Genomic DNA, 21884 nt, shown 5'->3' with positions numbered 1-21884 from the left:
GTTTTTTTTTGCCTAGATAAAAGCAACAAACTTCGCTTTTTTGATGTATAACGATCTGTATAAAATGCTGTACGCTTAAGGTCTGGTTGCGTCCAATTTGTTTAATCCCTCATACGGATTGTGCCACCTTAAAGTTAATTGTTTTATTTGAGGATAAGCGTATTTTATAAACCTGCGCCCGATTCTATAATCAACTTGTTTTTTCATTATTGAGGTCATAAATATGGCTAATACCTACGATTTCTCTACATTAATTGCTAGCGGCAATGCGTCGCAGGCATTTTTAACCACCGATTTTTTAACGTTTAATGACAGTATCCATGCGTCTGATTTGATTATTGCAACATCAGGGGCAAATATCACCATAAAGCTTTCCACTGGTTTTACCTTGACCTTAACTAGTTTTACCCAGAAGCAGGTGGCCAGTACAAATTTTATTTTTGCCGACGGCAGTAAATTGATTATCGGTGATGGCTTTGTTACTGCATCCAGCGATGATTTGGCCAATACTCTGGTTGGTACTGAATTTAATGACTATCTCGATGGTGGGCTCGGTATTGATACCGTATCCTATGCGGGCGCCAATTCAGCCGTTACTGTTGACTTAAGCATTACGTCCGCCCAAGACACTATTGGTGCCGGTACTGACAAACTGCTGAATATTGAAAACATCATAGGCTCAATCTATAGCGACACCTTGGCGGGTGATGGCAATGCCAATAGCCTTGATGGTGGTGCAGGCATAGACATCATGGATGGTAAAAATGGCAGTGACACTTATTTTGTCACCGCAGGCGATCTGGTCACCGACACTGGCACCACAGGCACTGACCTTGTCAATGCGGGCGTTGACTATGCGTTGGGGGCTGGAATCGAAAATTTGGTGCTAACTGGAACCAATGCCGTGAACGCTAGGGGTAACGGTTTAAATAACACTATAACAGGCAACTCGGCCAATAACGTTCTGGATGGCGGTGCAGGTGATGATTCATTGAATGGCAGTAGTGGCAATGACACTTATATTGTTGACAGTGCCAACGACAGTATTACTGATACAAGCGGTACCACGGATCAGGTGATCAGCAGTGCAGTTTCTTTTGACATGAGCGCCAAAGCGGTGACGGTAGAAATTTTGCGTTTAGTGGGTAGCGCCACTAGCGGGACTGGTAATGGTTTGGCGAATACAATATTCGGAAATAGCGGTAATAATACCCTGAATGGTGGTGCAGGTATCGATACTTTGACCGATTTATTGGGCGGGAATGATACGCTGATTGGTGGTGCTGGTGTGGATACCCTAAAGGGAGGTTCTGGCAATGATACCTTAACAGGGGGTGTGGATGCTTCGACTGGTGATGGCGCAGCCGATGCCATGACTGGCGGTACGGGCAATGATACATACAATGTCACCGATACCACCGATGTTGTCAATGAAGCCGCCAATGCAGGCACCGATCTCGTCAACACAATTGTCACTTTCTCATTGAATGACAACGCGAGCGGCAATACCAGTATTGGAGTTGAAAACCTCACCTTAACGGGTACGGGCAATATCAACGGCACAGGCAATTCCTTAGCCAATACCATCACAGGTAATAGTGGCAACAATATTTTGATCGGCGGGAAAGGTGCTGACTCATTGGTTGGCGGTTCAGGTAATGACACCTTAACGGGAGGAGGGGATGCTCTGACTAGTGACGGGGCGGCGGACACCCTGAGTGGCGGTACAGGCAATGATACGTACAATGTCACCGATACCACCGATGTTGTCAATGAAGTGGCAAGTGCGGGCACCGATCTCGTCAACACCACGGTCACTTTCGCATTGAATGACAACGCGAGCGGCAATACCAGTATTGGTGTTGAAAACCTCACCCTAACGGGTTCGGCCATTATCAACGGTACAGGCAATTCTTTAGCCAATACCATCACTGGCAATATTAGCAACAATACCTTATTTGGCTTGGCTGGCAATGATATCCTGACCGACACCTTGGGCGGTAACGATGTTCTTGATGGCGGAACAGGTGCGGATACGATGTCCGGTGGTTTAGGCAATGACACTTACATAGTCGATAACGCATCAGATTCTGTCTCTGAAGGCTCGCTGTTAGGTACTGATTTGGTGAAAGCCAGTGTCACTTACACATTGACCGATGCCGATATTGAAAACCTGACCTTGACTGGTAGTAACGGTACGACCACGTCCACCGACGCCCTTAATGGTACTGGCAACGCGGCGGCTAATACGATTACCGGCAATAATGGTGACAATACCTTAATTGGCGGCGATAACGCGGACAACCTGCAAGGTGGTGGCGGTAATGACCTCTTGGTCGGTGGTACCGCGGATACGGGTGCTATTTCTGGGGTCACGCCTGATGCCGATTCGATGGCGGGCGGTTTGGGTGATGACACCTACTCCGTTGACTTTACTAACGATGTGGTCACTGAGTTGGCAAGCCAAGGCACTGATTTGGTCAAGTCCCGTGTCACTTACACCCTATTGGACGTGGATGTCGAAAATTTGACGCTCACTGGTCTTACTGGTGTAGTCACCAATACCGATGCCATTAATGGTACGGGCAACGCTTCTGCCAACGTCTTGACAGGAAATGCGGGAAACAACATCCTTTCTGGTTTGGGTGGTGTTGACACGCTTACTGGCGGCGCAGGTGATGACACGCTTGATGGCGGCTCGGGTGCGGATATTATGGATGGCGGGGCTGGTAATGATACCTATATTGTTGACACGACCAACACCGCTGCTGGTAACGGTGACCAAATCAATGCTGAAACTTCAGGCCAAGGCACTGACCTCGTCCAGTCCAGTGTCACTTACACTATCTTCGATGTGGATGTGGAAAACCTGACTTTGACCGGAATCAGCGCGATAAATGGTACGGGTAACGTATCAAATAATATCCTAAACGGTAATGGTGCCAACAATACTTTGGTGGGTCTTGATGGTAATGACACGCTGGATGGTAAGGCTGGTGCCGATACGTTAAATGGCGGTAACGGCGTAGATACTTATTTTGTTGACGATACGGGGGATACGGTTGATGAAAGCACAGGCACATCTGGTGCCGACCATGCCGCGACTACAGTCGCTAATGCCAATTTGGATATTGTCAACGCCAGTGTCACTTATACCATTACAGATGCATTGGTTGAAAACCTGACTTTGACCGGTACTGGGGTTATTAACGGGATAGGTAACAGTTCTGCCAACATCCTAATCGGCAACGTCAGCAATAATGCTTTGGATGCCGGAGCGGGCAATGATGTTATCAACGGAGGAATCGGCAAAGATACGCTGACTGGCGGTGCCGGTGCCGACATGTTTACCTTTACACAGTCATCAGACTCCTCGGCGGCCAATTTTGATGTCATCACCGACTTTAGCCTAGCCGGCCCGGATGTCATTGACTTAAGCGCTATTGATACAGGGACGTTGGCATTTGGTGGTTTGAAAGCCGGTACGCCAACCACCGTTTCAGCTGCCCATACCTTGGATTATTATGTCAGTGGCTCCAACACCTTCCTGATTGCTGATACGGATGGCATTGCCAGTACCATAGACTTTGAAGTCCAATTGACTGGCTTTACATCAACGTTGACAGCATCAAGTTTTGTATTGGGTCATACCATTACCGGCACTTCCAGTAATGACACCTTAAAAGGCGGCGTGGGTAACGATACTATTACCGGGGCTGGCGGAGCCGATACCATGTCGGGTAGCTTGGGCAATGATAAATTTGTGATTGCCAACAAAGCAGCAACCCAAGGCTCTAGTTTCGCGGCAGGCAATACCTCCGCCGTAAACATTGACAGCATTACTGATTTTAATGGTAACGGTTCAGCCGTAGGGGATACCATCCAATTGGGTATCGGTAGCTCTGCTTTCGGAACCATGACATTTACTGGTTCGACAACAGCATCTGTAAATGCTGTGACAGTTGCCACGGCGGGAACTTTCACGACACTCGCTTCTGCTGTCCAGTCGGCGAGCGCAGGGGTGGCATCATCAAATTCAACGGCTCAAATCTATGATGTAACAGTTACTGCGGGCACGTTGGCAGGCCACTACGCCATCATTAATGATGCAACTGCTACAATTACCTCAAGTGATACCTTTATATCGCTGACAGGCATTACTGGGGCACTGAACAGCACGGATTTCTTGTTTGCCTAAAACCCGCTAAGTCATTCTACCTTTAAGCCATGTAGAGGCTGTTAAAAGCATAAGCGACCTCCATTTGGGCAACCGGATGGAGGTTTTTTTGTTTGGGGTATGTGCCGTATGTTTTTGTTTAAAGCGTATTTCCAGAAGGTGCAATATCCAATTGAAATATGCGGTATAAATATACTGGGTTGCGTTTGGCATCTGTGTGATTTAAAGCACCTTCCGAAACTTAAACTTACGGTTATCCGGCTCCACCCTGGTTTTGCCGCCCCCCTGGTCGCCATCCCAAGTGCTTAAACGTAAATACGCATCCGACAGGCCAACGATAATAAAGAACAAGGTGCAGCTTTGGTTCATCATCGCCACGGTCGCCACGGCGATAAAATACATCAAAAAAATTGCCGCCAATGAAAACGCCAATGAACTGCCTTTGGGTTCGGTCATCGGGCGCGACATGCCGTGGATAATCAGGCGCACCATCATGCCTAACATAATGGCCAGCAATAGGGTCAAGGCAATCACGCCGTGGTTCAGATAAGTCAGCAAAAAATGGTTGTCGATGGATTCAAAGCCAGGGACTTCCGGCCATTTCATCAAACCCCAACCCCACCATAGGCGTTCGCTGGCGACATCCATGTATTCTGTCACCAGTTCGTAACGGTAAGCGGCGGTTTCTTGGTTATCATCTTTGGCATTTTTTCGCCCGACCGACGCATAACTTAAAAAGGCCAGCAGCAAGGGCAAGCCGATAAACACCATCACGGCGATGACCGCCGTCATCGCCGCCACCCGTTGTTTGGAACGGCCAATGATGGTGATGCCCGCAGCGACAATGCCCGCCAACCATTGGCCTTTACCCAACGTCGTCAACACCCCGCCCAAAATCATGAGGGTGAAAATTTGCGCCGGGCTGAACCAAGGGGCCCACGCCAGCTGTTTCATTTTTGCAGGCCAGGCGTCCGACCATTGCAACCAGCGTTGTAAGCGGTAACCGACCGCCATAATCACGCCATCCAGCAGACAATGCCCATACGGCCCCGCCGCCCGTGCCAAGCCAAAGCGGAAAGTGGTGATCCAGCCCAAGCCTTGGCCTGGAAAGAACATGCCCAAGTAGGCTTGCCATAAGTTGTAGCCAAATTTGTTCTCGAACAAGTTCATGACAAAAACGAAGGCCAAACACAGCACCACGCTTTTGGCAAAGTCATAGCGCAAATTAAACGGCTCGATCAGGCTTTTGGCGAAAATATAGGGGAACATCACCGACGTGAGTTCAAAAAACATCAGGTTTTGCGCATCGGCATAACCGGAAGCAAGGAATTCGGAAAAGGACACAGAAAAGGCGTAAAAACCGACAAGCAAATCCGTAAGGCTGAATTTATAACCGGGCGAGCCTTTCATGACAAAGACCGCGAACAAAGCCACCGATGCGCTTTGGTTAAACGAAGGGTCAGGCAAGCCTGGCGTGATGGCCCGGTAATAATCCGGCAGCAGCAGCAAGGTCGGGATGTACACCCAAATGAACGCTTTGGTGACAGACTGGTTTTGCGCGACGTAATACGCCCAAATTCCAGGTAAATAAGCGATGTACGATAGCATCGGGAGTTAAGTTTTGATGACCCGCGCCGGAACCCCCGCAGCCACCGCTCCGGCGGGTATGTCTTTCGTGACTACCGCATTGGCGCCGACCACCGCGTTTGCGCCGATGGTCACGCCGCCCAGTATGGTCACGCCACGGCCTATCCAGGCATTTTTGCCGATGTGGATAGGCTTGCCCTCGTGTCCGCTATGCCGCATTGAGCCTTCGCCGACGATACGGTGGTTGGCATCACGCAGACTGGAATATTCGCCTATCATCACCCCGTCTTCCAACACAATCGAAGCAAACGCGACCAAATGCACCCCGCGCGACAATACCACATCGTTGCCGATGGTGATGTTTCCCGCGTCTTGGGTTTCCAGATACAAATCGCGGTACAGATACAGGTTTTGCCCTAAGCTGATTTGCCTGGTGCCGTGCAATTCCGGTGTGTTCAGCACCACAACCGACGGATGCACCGTGCCGTTTAACGCGCTGTTCAGGCGGGCGTTGGCCCAGAGGCGATGGAGTGCGTCTAGCTTGTTGGTGATTGTGGCGAGGGGATAGAGGGATTTAACTAAGAGTTTTTTTAGTTGCTGGCTCATGGGTTACCTTTTTATTTAGGTTCAGAGTTTAATATCGTAGGTTGAGGTGTACCCAACAAGGGCATAAAAGGTACGAACCCCAACAACAGAGGTTAGACCTCCGTTTGCTCACCAAAACCAATCGAGCCAAAATCATCACCGCAAGCCCAATTTTCATCAATAATCTGGTTTTAATATAACGATGAATGCTTGAAAATTGCCAATCCACTGGCCTCGTCACATAACCATGTTTAACGGGATTGTAGTGGATGTAATCCACATGGCGTTCAAAATCCAACTCATCGCGGATCAGGTGTTCCCAAAACCGACGTTGCCAGACACCACGCTCGCCCTTGCTTTTCCGGCTTATGGATACCCTTTCTGTTGCCGCAAGTTGTCTTGAAAAACCTGCTTTTATCAACCCCCAACGGGTAGAAAAATCACCATCGTTTTCCGGCAATGTCCACAAACAATGCAAATGGTCAGGCATTACCACCATCGCATCAATGACAAACGGATGCGCCAATTGCACCCGCCGTACCGATGACCTTAACAAAGGCTATGTTTGCGTTAATAGTTGGAAAGGTACGCAACGCCCCACAGCGGCTTGCAGGATGACGCCGGGGGTGATTTGTTCGCCCCATCGCTCCAGTCCGCGCCGCCAGCCCAGATAGTTATCAAGGTATTTGGTGGCGACCCCATGGAACCGCCGCATCCAAGTTTTGAGGCGGCTGTCATACGCATTGACATTTTGGATGTGGTAAACCCCGGCCAGCACACGAATCCCCGCCGATAGGTTCAATGCACGATGCGCAATACCCGCCTGACGCGCCGCGCCTTTGAGACTTGCGCCGCCATCGGTGCATAGCACGGCGTCCGCTACGACGACGCGGCCAATAATGGGCGCCTCTTCGGCTTGCGTGGCCGCCGTCAGTTTGAAGTCGGTGGTGGTACCATGACGGTCACGTAGCACCAATACCGGCACTTGACCGTCCCCCGTCCCGCGTTGATGGGCCGCATGGCCACGGCGGTGCGGCGGCCTTGGTAACTGTCGTGAGCCTTTGAATGACAACGGAAAATAGGTTTCGTCCGCTTCGACAATGCCGGTCAAGCCAGTCGCCTTCAGCCCGGCCACCTCGGTGAGAAAACGGTGCCGCCAGCGAAAGCTCGTGGTTTTAGCCACGCCACAACGCTCGGCGGCTTTACGGACGGTGAGCCCTTCAATCAAGGCTTGGCTATAATCGAACCAGCGCTCTTTATGCCGCAACCGCGCAAGCGGGGTGCCCGTTAAAGCATTAAAACATTTTCCGCAGTCCCGGCAGCGGAACCGCTGTAACCCCGATTGCCTGCCCCAGCGGCCCAGTCGCCCGCTCTGGCAATGCGGGCACGGGCGCAGGTGTCCGCTCTCCAATTCACTGACGATGGCTTCACGGGATTCCGCCGCATTCAGCTGGACGAGCACGGCTGTCCGTTGCTTTCGGGTGAGGCGGCCCACCCCTTCCAACCACTCGCAATAGGCTTTTGTCTTCATTGTTCCACCCCCTGTCCCAATGAGACCAGGGTGAGTACAAAAGTTCAGATTCAACTATTAACGCAAACATAGCCTTAACAAATCCACCTGCTCAACTAACAAACGGCTTTTGCGTTCCGCCAAATTAACCGTGAAAAAATAACAAGCTCCGGCTACATTGGCACGACGGTAACGCATAAAAAATCCTCTGTAGGTTGGGGTGACGATAGGAACCCCAACAAATGGGTGTCTATGGGATTGTTGGGGTTCCTGTCGTCACCCCCATAGGCATCAACTTAAGGAAATTTAGACGAACATCTCTGATTTCACGCATGATAAGCCAAACAACTATCAGAAGGAATCGGGACATGGACATTTTTTCAAGCGTAGCACGGGCATTGCAACACGTTTTAAACGGCAAAGCCGACAGTTTGGCAAAAAAACGGGTTTATCGGGCGGCAGCGTAAAATCACCGGATCAAATTTTGTAAAAACATTGCTGTTCGGGTGGCTACAAAACCATACGCCCTCGGTGGAAGGCTTGGCGCGGGCGGGCTACGCGCATGGCCTTAGGGTATCCGCGCAAGGCCTGGACAAACGTTTTGACGAAAAAGCCTGCGGGTTTATGCAGAGCGTCCTGGAGGAAGCCGTCGCCCAAGTTTTTGTGGCAGGGGACTTGCTTGACGTTAACTTGCTGAACCGGTTCACCGCCGTGTACGTGGCGGATTGTAGCACCGTGCCCTTGCCCGCCGTGCTGGCGGGCGTTTGGCAAGGCAGCGGCGGCGCAGGGAGCGGCAGCGAAGCGGGCATGAAATTGGACACCCGTTTGGAACTGAAAACGGGGGCGTTGCATATCGGGCTGTTGCCGGGCCGCCACTCGGACAACCGCAGCCCGGTGGCCGCGGCGACCCATGAACCGGGCAGCCTGCGCCTGCAGGACTTGGGCTATTTCAACCTGGCCCGGATGAAGGCCCAGCACGGGCGCGGCGAATTCTGGCTATCCCGCCTGCAACCGCGCACCAGCGTACTGGCGATGGACGGCCAGCCTATTAACCTGCTGGCTTGGCTCAAACAAGGTGTCACTCGCCAGGAAATGTACGTCCGCGTGGGTGTGGCCGAACAATTGCCCGCAAGGCTGCTGGTCTGGCAACTGCCGGATGGGGCACGCGCGAAGCGGCGGGCGAAGATGACCGCCAATGCCCGCGATAACGGCAGGATGCCCACGGCGGAGAGCTTGGCGGGCTGCGACTGGAATATCCTAATCACTAACGTCGCCCCTGAAAAGCTCAGCCTCGACGAATGTTTTATCCTTTATGGCGTGCGCTGGCAAATCGAATTGCTGTTCAAGCTATGGAAAACCCATGGCAAACTGGGGCATTCGCGGAGCGAAAAACCCCATCGCATCCTTTGCGAGGTTTACGCAAAGCTGTTGGGTGTGGTGGTCCAGCATTGGGTTGTGCTGACAGGCTTATGGCAACTACAGGAACGCAGCTTGGTCAAAGGCTGCCAAAGGGTCAGGGAGCAATCGGCACGCTTGGCGGCTTGCATCAATGACCTGGATTCGTTAACCGGGTTGTTAAAAGAATTGGCTGACCGTTTCAACTATGGCTGTTCGCTTAACACCCGAAAGACCAAGCCCAATACCTCCCAACGCTTTGATATGGCTGATGCGTTTTCTTAAGTTGATGCCTATGGGGGTGACGACAGGAACCCCAACGAATGGTATATTTATGAGATTGTTGGGGTTTGTACCTCACCCCAACCGAGCTTTAAAAAATGATTTAGGAAACATTTAAATGTATAAATTACGCCAAAATATCTGGTTAGTAGTGTTGATATTCTATTTTGTAATTAGCCAATCAGCTATTTCAAAAATCTATAAATACACGGATGATGAAGGTAGAACATATTATGCGGATGAACAAAAAACTTGTAGTTATAAACCTATAATAAATCTTCCCAAGAACATAAACCAAACATTAAAACTGGCTAAAAACGAAAATCCCGAAGCATTCTATGAACTTGCTAATCTGCTTGAAGATCGAGAAAATTACAAAGATGCGGCTATTTTGTTGTTGAGAAAAGCTGCTGAGCATAATCATCAATATGCACAATATGACCTTGGCGAAAAGTATTTAAATGGGGGCGGTGTTGAAAAAGATTATCAAGAAGCAGTTAATTGGTATCGTAAAGCTGCGGGACAGAATTATCCTTGTGCAAAATTTAAGCTTGGCTTGATGTATTTTAACGGTCAAGGTGTAGAGCAAGATTATAAACAAGCCATTTTTTGGTTTCACAAAGCTATTGAACTTGATAATCCAGATGCACAATTCAAGCTTGCTGAAATGTATGCTAAAGGACAAGGTGTGAGTCAAGATTTTAAACAAGTAGCCTTTTTGTATAGAAAACTGGCTGAAAAAGGTAATCCAAATTCACAGCTTCTTCTTGCGGATATGTACGCTAGAGGTGAAGGAGTTGAAAAAGATGTTAAACAAGCCCTTTTTTGGTATCAGAAGGCGAGTGAACAGGATAATCCAGAAGCGCAATTCAAACTTGGTGAAATCTACAATGAAGGCCGAGGAGTCAATCAAGGTTATAAACAAGCGTTTTTTTGGTATAGCAAATCTGCCAAACAAGGTTATTCGCTTGCACAATTTAAGTTAGGCGTGATGCTCAATAATGGTCAAGGAATAGCCCAAAATTATAAAGAAGCTGTTTTTTGGTATAGTAAACTAGCTGAACAGAATTATCTGTCGGCTCAATACAATCTCGGTTTAATGTATTTGAAGGGGTTAGGCGTTGCACAAAATTTTATGGAAGCGCATAAATGGTTTAACCTTGCGGCCAGAAATGGTGACTTATCGGCTATAAAGAATAAATCTATAACTGAAAAACGTATGACTCCTGAACAAATTGTAGAGGCACAAGAATCTGCCAATAAATGGCAGGCTGAATTTGATAAAAAGTAAATTTGTATGGATGGAATTAAATACTTGCAGGATTTTCTAATCCAACGTTTTCGACCATATTTTCAAAACCTTATGAACATGGTAATACATCCGTTCAAACAGCCCTTTGGTAGCACCTCATGTTAGCCTAACGTTTCAAATTATTAGCTCTTTATGCGTACGCAATTAAGAAAATTGGCAATTCACGCGGATTGATTATTCGGGTTGGCTTATTGGAGACCTATAGCTTTGAGGATGAGGTGGAATTGCGTTTGGAAGGCAAAACCTTTGTGATTGAAGCCCTTAACACGCCACGCAGAAGTTTACTTATACTCAATTAACCCCTGCCGTCGATTCCTAATCCGGTTGTACCAATACCCCAACTGCCCCAATGCTATCGGTATTTGCTGCAAATGCGAATGCACGCCATAGAGCAACAAAGTCACAGGCTGGCGGCATTTCCATCTCGCTTTGTACGCTGAGCGGACGATTAAAAAGCTATAGGCCAAGACTAAACCAACTAATGGCAGGGGATCGCCAAGTAGCACCGTCAAGCCTAGCGCACCCAACAACATCCCCAATAACACACTGACATGAATGGCGTTGCGTTTGCATTCGCTGACCCATAACGGGAAGGCGGTGTTTTTCATGCGTTGCGAGACTTCTGCGTAGGCGTGTCCGGCTCTGAGGGCGCGTTTCCAGTAGGCTTGCCAGCGGGTCATGGCGAGGTCGTGGTCGGTCATGGGCTGGTCGATGTGCAGGATGGTGTGGCCTAGGGCGCGGATGCGTTGGCAGAGTTCCGGTTCTTCGCCAGCGATCAAATCTTCGCTAAAGCCATCGACGTTTGCCAATACTTCGCGGCGCATCAACGCATCGCCGCCGCAGAAATCGGTGATGCCGGGTGCGTAAATCCAATCTAAATCTAATACTCGGTTGTACAGCGTGCGGTCGGGATAGCGTTCGCGGCGGTGTCCCCAGACGATGGCGACTTCGGGATTTTCTGCCAAGGCTTGCAGTGCGGCGGGCAGAAAATCGGGGTGCAGGCGGGTGTCGCCGTCTAAAAATAGGATGAATTCGGCTTGCGATTCGCGCCATCCGGCGTTGCGGCCTATCGCCGCGCACGGGCGTTTGGGGATGACGCGTAGGACTTTTGCGCCGCGTTGTTCGGCGAGTTCAGGGCTACCGTCGTGGGAATTGGAATCGACGTAGATGATTTCCAATCCGCCCGCAATCTGGGTGTTGTTAATGGAATCTAAGCATTCGGCGAGGCGTTGGCCTTCGTTGCGGCCTATGACGACGACGGAAACCAGTGGCTGGTTCATGCTATAACCTCGGCAAATTGGGCGCGGTAATCTTGCAAACGCGCGTGGCTAGAATAGTGTTGCCATAAGCGCTGGTGGGCATTGTCCGCCATGTTATTGAGTTGCGCGGCGGTGGCGGTTTGTAAACGGAGGAGTTGTTTAGCCAAGTCTTGCGGGTCGTTGGCTTGGAAATGCAAACCAGTAGTAGCTGTATCGGTTAAATCCAAGTCAGGGATCAAGCTGCCAGCACCGCCGGCATTAGGCAATAACACGGGAACTTTCGCCGCCATGGCTTCCAAAATCGCTAGGCCAAACGGTTCTTCAGGACAGCAATGCAATAGTAAATCGCTGGCAGTGAGTTCTTCGGCGACTTGCTCGCTAAAACCGACGAAATTGACGTTAGGATGGGTATTTTTCACCCGCTCGCGGAAAGCGTCCAAATCCCAGCCTGTGCCTAGGATACGGAATTCAAGATTCGCCAAGGCAGGTTCTAAATCCAGCGCGTCCAACAACACATCAATGCGCTTGATCGGATCGACACGCGAGACGACGATGACTTTGCGGATGCCATCTTGCGTAAAACGCGGACGTTGCAATGCCGTGTCGATTTGCTCGTCAGGCAGGAAGTTTTCCAATACTTTGATTTGTTGGTCGCGCACACCATGCGCGAGCAAACGTTCGCGGACAAAGTTAGAAACGGCGACTAAGGTTATCGGCAAATAGTTGAGGATTTTTTTTCTGCCGTAACTCAGGCGTTCGTCAGTGCCGCCATGCACCAGGTGCAGATGGACGTTTTTTAGGCGGTAACGCAGATTGAGGAACAGAAATATCAGCGAATGGGAAACGCCTGTGGCGCAGACGGCGATGCGTTGGTTGTTTTTCAGAACAACGGGCAGTTGTTTGAGCAAATCCTTGCTGCCGTTAAAGATATGGGATTCTATGCCTAAACGTTGCGCTTCGGCGTGTACTGGGCCGGGCGGGGCGAATAATAACGGGGTCAGGTCATTCTGCAAACCTTGCAAAGTCACCAAGGCCATGCGTTCCGTGCCGTAGAGATTGCCGCTGTGTAACAGGTATAGCAGGCGTGTTGCTTGCATTGTCGTTCCTCCTGAATCAAATGGTTATCAACCAGCCGTTATCTCATTTCATGAATTGTTGGTGATAGGGCGTTTCTTGTTATTTCTCCATAACATCCAATTTAAGTCAACATTAATCCATAGTTGACGGGGGGCATCAAGGTTTGCTTTGGGTTCTGAGTAAAATTCACTTTTATTACGGTAATACTTAATATTTTTAATATACATTTTTTGCTATCGTAAAAACGCGGTTGTTGTCCCGTGAATCGCTAAGGAAATTTATGAACTGACCCTGCGTCCAATATATGAACAATTCTCAGGGAAGGGTTTGGTTGTTAATGCAAAATTTAAAAATAACAAGAGAGGAAATATGCAAATAAGAACACTCGCAAGTGGCAATATAAACAACCCTATTTACACTAAACTGAGTTTGGGTGCCACCGTGTCAGGCTATAGTAGCGATGAAGCTTTGGGTGCGGGTGACCTCGTCGTAATTGATGCAAGCACTTGTTTCCCTAGTGATGTCAGTGTGGTGTTTGCCTCCCTTGATGCGGGGGCGGCGTTATTGCTGTTAGACCCCACTGATGGGCATAAGCAAGCGGTAGCTAAGCATATTGGCTTTAGGTCTAAAGGGGCCAGCATAGGCTACTATGTGGTTAAGCAACAAGTTGCTACGGGAGTTTCGCGCTACCGTATCGTTGAAGCGGGTGACAGCAAGGGCATGGTGGCATCCGTAAGCCAAGCCGTACTCGGTGACGCCAATGGCGTAAAAGAAACCTTTCCCCCACAAATTGCGTTCCAGGATGTTGAACAAGTGCAACCGCTCACTGACGCCGATGTGGAGTTGTTCCTAGCCGCCATTGATACGGTTGTCGAGCCGGACACCGCGTCTTCGCCGCCATCTGAATTGGTTTGGCAACAGTGGGTGTATTCAAGCCCCCATTCTTATACTGCCAGCGGGTCAGTCAATTCGGATACTGGCATGGGGCCGCCGCCCTCTAAATCTATCTCATTGCTGCTGACTTATACGTTCCAAGGGGCGCTCAACAATGCCCCGCAAAGTGGGGCTTTCCAATATTTGGGGTTATTGGAAACAGGCATTTTCCAAAATAATGGCATGAGCAATACAGATGACGACAATTATGGATGGATTATCGCCGCGCTTTCGCCAACCTATGAAGCACCGGCTTCGCTTTTTTGGTATGCCAGTTCACCGAGCAATACCAATGATGTCACCCAAGTCACTACCGGTTCATCCGTCAATATAGGCTTCAATAACAATGGCGTGAGTGGCGGCTATACCTATTCGAGTTCAACAACTGAAAATATAACGGATTGGTATATCAAACAACAAACCGCGTCTAGCTGGCTTTACGCCCAAAACACGCCATTTGACGGTTCCACAACATCGGCCAGTGTGGCGAGCGGTTGTGTGAATTGGTATTCAGGGCATATCAACACCAGTGAGTTCCCGGTCATTTCCACCAGTTCGCTCCAGTTTGCCGTGGACACCGTTTGGAAAACCAACGAAGTCCTCAGCACGGAAGTGGATATAACTATCAGCAATTTCATGCAAACGGATTATATGATGGTTAAGGAGTTCTTGGGCTTAGGCACGAATTTTGTGCTTTGGACTTCCCAAAGCACCCAGTCGGACAGTTTTGCCATTGACATGTCGGTGATTGCCTGAGGCTTGGCAGGGTTTGGAGCCAATAAAACAGTCAACGGGGCGGCCTGGGCAAAATAACCAGGCCGTTTGGCTTTTGATCTTAATTGGCCACTAGACTTAGGCCATCGGCCATGAATAGTGGCCGCCCAGTTGTTGGCAGGGGTTTATGTTGCAGGTGTTTGGGCATAAACCTTGGAATAATACCCGCCACCTTTAAAAACCTTCAAACGGGTGACGATAAAGCTAATGACTTTGGGATCCACGCGTTCCAGCACTTGCACGGCGCGTTTGATTTCCCCAGGTTGGGTTTCTTGGGCGGCGATCAACAACAGGGTAATGTCACTGATGCTGGCGAAGAACTCCACGTCGGCGGACAATAAAATGGGTGCGGCATCGAGGATGACCATCGCATATTGTTCCGACAATTTCCCCAGCGCGGCTTGCAGGCGCAAATAACCGAACAACAGGCCGTCTTCCGGCATGCTTAGGGCGATACGGTCAGGGTAACCGGAATCGGCCGGGCTGACGATTTGTTGCACGGTTATATCAGCATCTACGATCAAATCAAACACGCCCGCTTTTATTGGGTCTGTGACATAACGGGCATCGGCTTTAAGGGTGTTGACTTCCACGACCACGGCACTGACGTCCATATTGCCAAAATCCCGCGCCAAATCAAATGCCAATGATGTGGTGTTGCTGTCATGCGTGACTGCAGTCAATAAAATCAAGTTGCTGGCTTTGGCAGAGCGCAGGCGTTCGCGGTTCAGGGCCAAGGCCAAGCGGCGTTTCTGGTCGGCGATGATATGGGACGGGACACCGTCTTGGCCGTTTTCCAATAAAGCCGCCAAGGGTTTGTAGCCCAGCAATTTCTCGACTTGTCCGGCGGTTTTGATGCGGCGATCCAACAAATCCATGATGATGGGCACGATTAAGCCGAGAATCCCGCCCAGCACCACAAAGATAATAAAGATTTTTTTCTTGCCGCCGCGTATCGCTTGTTCCGGCGGCCTGGCATAGCTTTCCATACGGATATAACCGGGGGCGTTGGATTCCAACTCAATGAAATTGATGCGGTTTTCGACCGTTTCCAATTGCTGGTAAAAACGTTTTATATCCTGCGTCAAGGTCAGGGCTTCATTGTAATTATTGGAAAACCAAGACGCGCGTTTCTTTTGTTCCGTGATTTGCGCCAACAAGCCCTGTTCGATTTGCCGGGTGAGCGTGACTTTTGAGCGGCGCTCTTCCAGCAACATGCGTTTGACATCATTGCTCAATTGCGTCGTCGCCTCGACCACTTCCGCTTCAATCACCGCCAGTTGTTTTTTGATTTGTTCGTGCCACGGATGCTTCACGTCCAAGCCGCTGATTTGTTCGACCAATTTGCTGCGCCTTAAATACATATTGGCTTTCAGGCTGTACAGGCCCTGGTCTTTATAGACTTGTTCGGACACCAGCGATTCGAGCGCGGCGGAGGCCTTCGCGTCTTTAGGGTTTTCGAACAACTGCAAACCGGCTTCCGCCGCCATGCGTTCGCGTTGGGCGACGGAATAAGCTTTTTGGCTGTCCGCCAGCAAGTCATCGTAAGGGTTGGGGGCGTTATCAACAAAGGTCGTGACACTGATTTCTTGGGCTATATCGGACAGGTGTTTTTTCTTCTCGGTAACGATGTCCTGAAATTTTTTACGTTGCCCGTACAAAAACGCCAGCCGTTCTTTCGAGGCATAGAGCATCAAATCCTTACGCGCTTCTTCAAAGTACACGGCAATGACGGTATTGACGATGTCATCCAGATAGTCTTTTTTGTCCGATTCCAATGTCACCGAAAACAAATAGGTGTCTTTGACAGGTTTCACAACCAGCGCCGCCTGTAAGCGTTCGGCGGCGCGGCGGTCTTCTTCGTCAGGCAATTGCCAGACATAACGTTTATTGCCCAGCCTTTTTAAGGCCTCCAGAACGATGTCATAGCGTGCCACCGTGCTGGCTTGTTGCGTCAAAAATTGCAGATATTGCTGGTAGGAGGGGATTTCCTGTTCCTTGCTGTCTTGCAGGATGGTGGCGACACGTGGGGCGACATGTACCACGGCGGTGACGGCATAATAAGAGGTGCCTTTTTTCCACGCGACGGGGATGCCAAGCAAAGCCATTACCACAAACACCCCGGCACTGATTTTCCAATGCTTTTTCAGGCTGACCAAGGGCATGATCGCCCCGGTCGGCACCGATTCGCTGGCTACGGGGGTAAGCTGGGATTCCGCCATTAAGGGACGACCGCGCCTATTTGGCTAATGGTAAAAAGGGTGCTGAAGGGGTTGATTTGTTGCACGATATAACCAATTTTGCTGACCCCATGCCGAGGCACGAAAATGATGTCGCCTTCGTTGATGGCGACATTTAATTGCTGTTGCGGTTTTAACAAATCGGTCAGGTCGATTTTCATATTGACGTTGGCGCTGGGGCGGATGAGGTGGATGTCATGGGTATTGCCGTCTTTGGTCAAGCCTCCCGCCTGGCCCAAGGCGTCCATAAACGACATTTGTGGCGTTAGCCGTAAAACCCCCGGCGTATTGACCGCGCCCAAGACAAACACCGACGTGTCGGTCGCATCAGGAATATACACCACATCATTACGTTGCAACGGCACGTTTAAGCTGATGTCACCCGTCAGCAAACGTGTCAGGTCTATCCAGAGTATCTTTTCTTTGCGGATAATGGCGCAGCGCGTCAGCACCTGTTCTTTACGCAATAGCGGCATGCCACCCGCTTGGGCAAGGATGTCCAGCAAATTTGGTGGCGTATTGAACAGCAGCTCGCCAGGATGTTCGACACGGCCAATAATGATCACGCGGTTGGAATTGTAATGCTCGACGCGCACCGTGGTGAAAATATTCAAATAATACGGTGACAGGGCGGTATTGATGGTTTCGGCGGCTTGTTCGCGGGTGAGGTTACGCACCGACACCGAACCGACCACCGATAAGGTAATCCGGCCATCCGGCCCTATGCGCTGCACACCCGACAATTCCGGCCTGCCGATGACTTCAATGTTAATGTCATCGCCGTCGTATAACAGGTAATCGGTGATTTTTTTGGTGTCGGCCTTAAACGCCTCAACCGCGCTTATATTGGAATAGCGGGTCGAGCGGTCCGGAACGGTAAACGCTTTTTCAGCATGGCCCGTAGCATCGGGAATACTTTCCCATGCCCCGCACGCAGACAGTAATGACAGGTAGCAGGCGATGATAAGTCGGGCAAAGGGATGGGCCATAGTGTTTTAAACGGTAAGACTGTAATAATTGTCTGGCGTCCGATTGTAGCTAGGTTTCAAAACACTGTCACCTTGTCAAGCCATTAACGGCAATATCTGTAAGCCGCGGGGGAAAAGCAGTTTCCCCCTCAAAAACTTGGCCATTTGAAGCACCGGGATCCGCCATAAGTTATTTCAGCGCCAAGGCGGCACTGAAATGGAGGGGCAAGGTTAAGCAGACAAAAGCGGTTAGGAGGTTGTTTGCCCGTGTTAACTACAAGAAGAACAAAGGGTTTTTGGTGACGGCGACTATGCCGATATAAACAAAACACGCCATCGTACCAGCAAATGCCAGCCAGCGGGTTGTGCCGCGTGTGCGCATGGTCACGACGCCCAAACCGATGTAACCTAATAATGCCAGCACCTTGGCCAGTAACCAAGTGCTTTCGCCGGATAGCCATGATCCCTGAAAGACCAGGATGATGCCGCTGAGCAATAACAAGGTGTCGATGATGTGCGGTGCGACTTTCATGACGGGCTGTTTGAGCAGGCTAGGGTGGGTTTCTGACAAGATAACCCGTCCGACAAAGCTGAAAATGGACAGCAATATAAAAGTAAGGTGGATGGTTTTAATCATACGGTTCTCTGGTATGGGAAGCCGGGCTTCCGTTACGGGCTGCAACTTGACCGCCATTATTATGCGCGGTTCAATGCGGATAGGGACAAAAATAGGTTCTGGTCATTTGATTTCCGCCAGTAGCTTTGCCAGCATGTTTTCCGCTTGCCTGCCGTAGCCACCGCCGAACAAATTCAGATGGTTCAAAATGTGGTAGAGATTGTACAGGATTTTCCGTGTGCCAAAACCTTGATCTAAAGGCCAGGCCGATTGGTAGGCGGCGTAAAAATCACGGTCGAAGCCGCCAAACAGTTCGGTCATTGCCAAATCGGTCTCCCGGTCACCGTAATAACAGGCCGGGTCAAAGATAACAGGCCGCCCTTGCGGGTCAACGGCGGTGTTCCCGCCCCATAAATCGCCGTGCAATAGCGACGGTATGGGCTGGTAGCCGCTAAAGAAAGCGTCGAGGCTCCCGCATAATTGCTCGCCCAAGGTTTGCAGGCGGCCATTCTGCCCGTTAATTTTTGCCAGCTGCAATTGGAAACCGAGGCGTTGTTCACGCCAGAAATCAGGCCAGCTGGTATGGCCCGCGTTGGGCTGTGGCGTGCTGCCGATCGTGTTGTCGCGGTGCCAGCCGAAATAGGCTTGGGGTTGTCGGTGCAATTGGGCGAGTTGTTGCCCCAGCAAGCGGCTAGCGGAGGGGCTGCCCGCGCCCCAGTCCAGGTATTCCAGTACCAGGAAAGCATGCTCGTCAGTTGAGCCTGCCAAGATAGGGCGAGGGACGCGCAAGGTGTGGGTCGCCGCCAATTCCTGCAAACCTGCCAGTTCGGCGGTGAACATGGGTAATAATTGCGGGCGGTTGAGTTTGACAAAATAATGTCGCTTGCGGCCTTGCAAACGGAAAGCGGAGTTGATGTCGCCGCCAGATAGCGGCTGTGCGGATAGCAGGTCGAAGGGTTCGCCTAGGCTTGTACGGATTTGTCCGGCGATGTGGTTGAAAGTGTCCGTGTGTTTCACAGGCTTGGCGGTCAAGTCGTTTAGATAATGAAGTGGATTATAAAACCACGATAGAGGCGAAGGCTACGGCGTTTTTGATGGGTCGGTGTAGGTTCCAGGTTTGGAAGGTAAAAATTTAAGCCGGAAGCTCCGGTGTCACGTTTACACGGACAGGTGCATTCCGGCTTATGGTTGGGGTTGGCTGTGAAGCGTGCGTACCCTTAAGCAAGGACGAATTTTACGCCGATCAACAACAGGATGGTGGCTAAAGTTGGACGTAAATAACGTTCAGGGATTTTCGCGCTGATATGGCTGCCGACCCAAATGCCCGGAAAGGAGCCGATCAGTAAGCTGCCTAATAGCACAAAATCCACGTTGCCTAATGTCCAATGCCCAAAACCTGCAACAGCGGTGAGCGGGATGGCGTGGGCCAAATCCGTGCCGACTATTTTGACGGTTTTCATTTTTGGGTACAGGAACAATAAGGCGACTGTGCCTAAGGCGCCTGCGCCGACTGAGGATAATGTCACTAGCACACCGAGCACCGCACCCGTCAAAATGGTTGCGGGGATTTGCAGCTTATGGAAACGGCCAATCACTTCGAGGTCATTTTCCTGGTCTTTAGGGACATCAACCTTTCCCGCCCGGCGTATCAGGAGGCTACGCACCAGCAGTGACACGGCGGTCAGCAACAGGGCGACGCCCAAGGTGAAGGTGATGGCGCCAGTGACTTCTTTGCCGATATCCATCAAATGCTTCAATACCAGCAATGTGGCGATGGCAAAAGGGATGCTGCCTACCGCCAGCCAAGTGACGACTTTCCAATCGACCGAGCTGTGTTTGGTATGGTGTACCCCGACCCCGACCGTTTTGGTGATGGCGGCGAACAATAAATCGGTGCCGACCGCAACTGACGGTTTGAAGCCAAATAAGAACACCAATAAAGGGGTCATCAATGAGCCGCCGCCGACCCCGGTGATGCCCACCAATAATCCGACCAGTAAGCCTGAAAGCGAATATTCCCAATTCATAAGTAATAACCTTTTTTGATTGTTAAGATAATATGAAAACATCTTAACAGGGCTTATCTACAACTATTAATGATATGTTATGCTATGGTTATATCATTTGGTTATATAGAGCGGTATTATGAAGCTGCACCAGTTGCGTTATGTGCGTGAAATTTCGCGTCAGGGCTTGAACATTTCCCAAGCCGCCGAGGTGCTGCATACTTCGCAATCCGGTGTCAGCAAGCAGATCCAATTGCTGGAAGAAGAATTGAACCTGCATATTTTTGAGCGTAATGGCAAGCGGTTAACCGGTGTCACGGAATCGGGCAAGCTGATTTTAAACTTGGCCGAGCGGGCATTGCGTGAAATAGACAATATCAAGCTCGTCAGTGAAGAATTCAGCCAAAAAGAAACGGGGACATTGACCTTGGCGACGACGCACACGCAGGCGCGCTACCGGTTGCCAGCCGCTGTGCAGGCCTTTATACAGCGTTATCCCGATGTGAAATTGCATATCCATCAGGGCAATCCGACCCAGGTTGCCGAACAGGTGGCGAGTGGCGAAGCCGATATTGGCATCGCGACGGAAGTGATCAGCAATTTTGATAAGCTCCTGTGTTTCCCTTGTTACCAATGGAACCGTTGTATTGTCGCGCCGCATTCACACCCGTTGTTTGATGATCGGCCATTGACCCTGGAAAAAATCTCGCGCTATCCGTTGATCACTTATGATTTCACCTTTACGGGCGGTTCTTTGGTCAACCGCATCTTTACCGAGGCGGGGCTGGCGCCGAATGTGGTGCTGACCGCGATTGATGCGGATGTCATCAAAACCTATGTCAATCTTGGCTTGGGGATCGGTTTGTTGGCGAACATTGCTTACGACCCTGAGCGGGATAGCGGTTTGGGGGTTATCGACGCCAGCCATTTGTTTCCGCCCAGCACCACTTATCTAGGCATACGCCGGGATGCTTATTTACGCGGTTATATGTTTGAATTGATCCAATTGCTTGCCCCGCAATTTGACCGCAAAGCGATAGAGACTGCTTTGCAGGGGATTTCAATAAATAAGATGTTTTTGGGGTTTGTATAGCGTTTGCCGATTCGTGGCTGATTGTGCCGCATTCAAGAAAAAAAAAAGGATTCTTGATGCTTTAAGGTAT

The 21884-nt window shown here is 50.2% G+C and carries 16 protein-coding genes; 5 read left to right on the top strand and 11 right to left on the bottom strand.

The genetic code is table 11. From position 1 onward, the window contains the following. Nucleotides 1-223: 223 nt before the first annotated feature. On the top strand, nt 224-4198 hold the full coding sequence (locus tag METMI_RS25255; RefSeq protein WP_019864974.1) for a beta strand repeat-containing protein: 3975 nt from the start codon (nt 224-226) through the stop codon (nt 4196-4198). Between the two features lie 201 nt (nt 4199-4399). Here the strand turns inward: METMI_RS25255 and METMI_RS0104105 are convergent, their stop codons facing one another. Genes METMI_RS0104105 through METMI_RS0104090 form a run of 4 tightly spaced genes read right to left on the bottom strand, consistent with a single transcriptional unit; the run spans nt 4400 to nt 7880 of the window. Then, complete coding sequence (locus tag METMI_RS0104105) at nt 4400-5785, bottom strand: O-antigen ligase family protein (protein ID WP_019864973.1); 1386 nt, start codon at nt 5783-5785, stop codon at nt 4400-4402. Between the two features lie 6 nt (nt 5786-5791). Further along, nucleotides 5792-6370, bottom strand: coding sequence for an acyltransferase (locus METMI_RS28105; RefSeq protein ID WP_019864972.1), 579 nt, complete (start codon nt 6368-6370; stop codon nt 5792-5794). Nucleotides 6371-6398: 28 nt separating this feature from the next. Continuing rightward, a complete protein-coding gene (locus tag METMI_RS23085) occupies nt 6399-6848 on the bottom strand; it encodes an REP-associated tyrosine transposase (RefSeq protein ID WP_408630391.1) in 450 nt (149 codons plus the stop codon). A gap of 60 nt (nt 6849-6908) precedes the next feature. Beyond that, nucleotides 6909-7880, bottom strand: a complete 972-nt coding sequence (locus METMI_RS0104090) for an IS1595 family transposase (RefSeq protein ID WP_019864971.1) — start codon at nt 7878-7880, stop codon at nt 6909-6911. 474 nt (nt 7881-8354) lie between these two features. On the opposite strand from METMI_RS0104090, the gene METMI_RS0104075 reads away from it, so the two are divergent. Both METMI_RS0104075 and METMI_RS23080 read left to right on the top strand, forming a co-directional pair. Beyond that, on the top strand, nt 8355-9539 hold the full coding sequence (locus METMI_RS0104075; protein ID WP_232215176.1) for an IS4 family transposase: 1185 nt from the start codon (nt 8355-8357) through the stop codon (nt 9537-9539). A 115-nt stretch (nt 9540-9654) separates the two neighbouring features. Then, on the top strand, nt 9655-10827 hold the full coding sequence (locus METMI_RS23080; RefSeq protein WP_019864966.1) for a tetratricopeptide repeat protein: 1173 nt from the start codon (nt 9655-9657) through the stop codon (nt 10825-10827). Nucleotides 10828-11129: 302 nt separating this feature from the next. Here the strand turns inward: METMI_RS23080 and METMI_RS0104065 are convergent, their stop codons facing one another. Beyond that, nucleotides 11130-12128 (bottom strand): glycosyltransferase family 2 protein, encoded by a 999-nt coding sequence (locus tag METMI_RS0104065; RefSeq protein ID WP_019864964.1) that lies wholly within the window; start codon nt 12126-12128, stop codon nt 11130-11132. Then, on the bottom strand, nt 12125-13204 hold the full coding sequence (locus tag METMI_RS0104060) for a glycosyltransferase family 4 protein (protein ID WP_019864963.1): 1080 nt from the start codon (nt 13202-13204) through the stop codon (nt 12125-12127). Before METMI_RS0104060 ends, METMI_RS0104065 begins: the two co-directional genes overlap by 4 nt. 349 nt (nt 13205-13553) lie before the next feature. Between METMI_RS0104060 and METMI_RS0104055 the strand changes: the two genes are divergently transcribed. Continuing rightward, on the top strand, nt 13554-14873 hold the full coding sequence (locus tag METMI_RS0104055; RefSeq protein ID WP_019864962.1) for a hypothetical protein: 1320 nt from the start codon (nt 13554-13556) through the stop codon (nt 14871-14873). A gap of 143 nt (nt 14874-15016) precedes the next feature. Here the strand turns inward: METMI_RS0104055 and METMI_RS23075 are convergent, their stop codons facing one another. From METMI_RS23075 to METMI_RS0104030, 5 genes are all read right to left on the bottom strand, one after another. After that, nucleotides 15017-17113, bottom strand: coding sequence for a GumC family protein (locus tag METMI_RS23075; protein ID WP_019864961.1), 2097 nt, complete (start codon nt 17111-17113; stop codon nt 15017-15019). Continuing rightward, nucleotides 17113-18120 carry a polysaccharide biosynthesis/export family protein gene (locus METMI_RS0104045; RefSeq protein ID WP_019864960.1) on the bottom strand — a complete coding sequence of 336 codons (1008 nt, stop codon included), beginning with the start codon at nt 18118-18120 and terminating at the stop codon, nt 17113-17115. Before METMI_RS0104045 ends, METMI_RS23075 begins: the two co-directional genes overlap by 1 nt. 253 nt (nt 18121-18373) lie before the next feature. Continuing rightward, nucleotides 18374-18736, bottom strand: coding sequence for a SirB2 family protein (locus tag METMI_RS0104040; RefSeq protein WP_029151476.1), 363 nt, complete (start codon nt 18734-18736; stop codon nt 18374-18376). 102 nt (nt 18737-18838) lie between these two features. Beyond that, nucleotides 18839-19732 carry a fructosamine kinase family protein gene (locus METMI_RS0104035; protein WP_019864957.1) on the bottom strand — a complete coding sequence of 298 codons (894 nt, stop codon included), beginning with the start codon at nt 19730-19732 and terminating at the stop codon, nt 18839-18841. Nucleotides 19733-19932: 200 nt separating this feature from the next. Next, the gene (locus METMI_RS0104030; RefSeq protein WP_019864956.1) at nt 19933-20742 is read right to left on the bottom strand and encodes a sulfite exporter TauE/SafE family protein; all 810 of its coding nucleotides are present in this window, start codon (nt 20740-20742) and stop codon (nt 19933-19935) included. Between the two features lie 118 nt (nt 20743-20860). On the opposite strand from METMI_RS0104030, the gene METMI_RS0104025 reads away from it, so the two are divergent. Further along, the gene (locus METMI_RS0104025) at nt 20861-21814 is read left to right on the top strand and encodes a CysB family HTH-type transcriptional regulator (protein WP_019864955.1); all 954 of its coding nucleotides are present in this window, start codon (nt 20861-20863) and stop codon (nt 21812-21814) included. Nucleotides 21815-21884 lie beyond the last annotated feature (70 nt).

Source organism: Methylovulum miyakonense HT12, assembly GCF_000384075.1.
In the GTDB taxonomy this organism is placed as follows: Bacteria; Pseudomonadota; Gammaproteobacteria; order Methylococcales; family Methylomonadaceae; genus Methylovulum; species Methylovulum miyakonense.
Note: the sequence above shows the minus strand (reverse complement) of the source record. Positions and strands in the feature narration are given on the sequence as shown.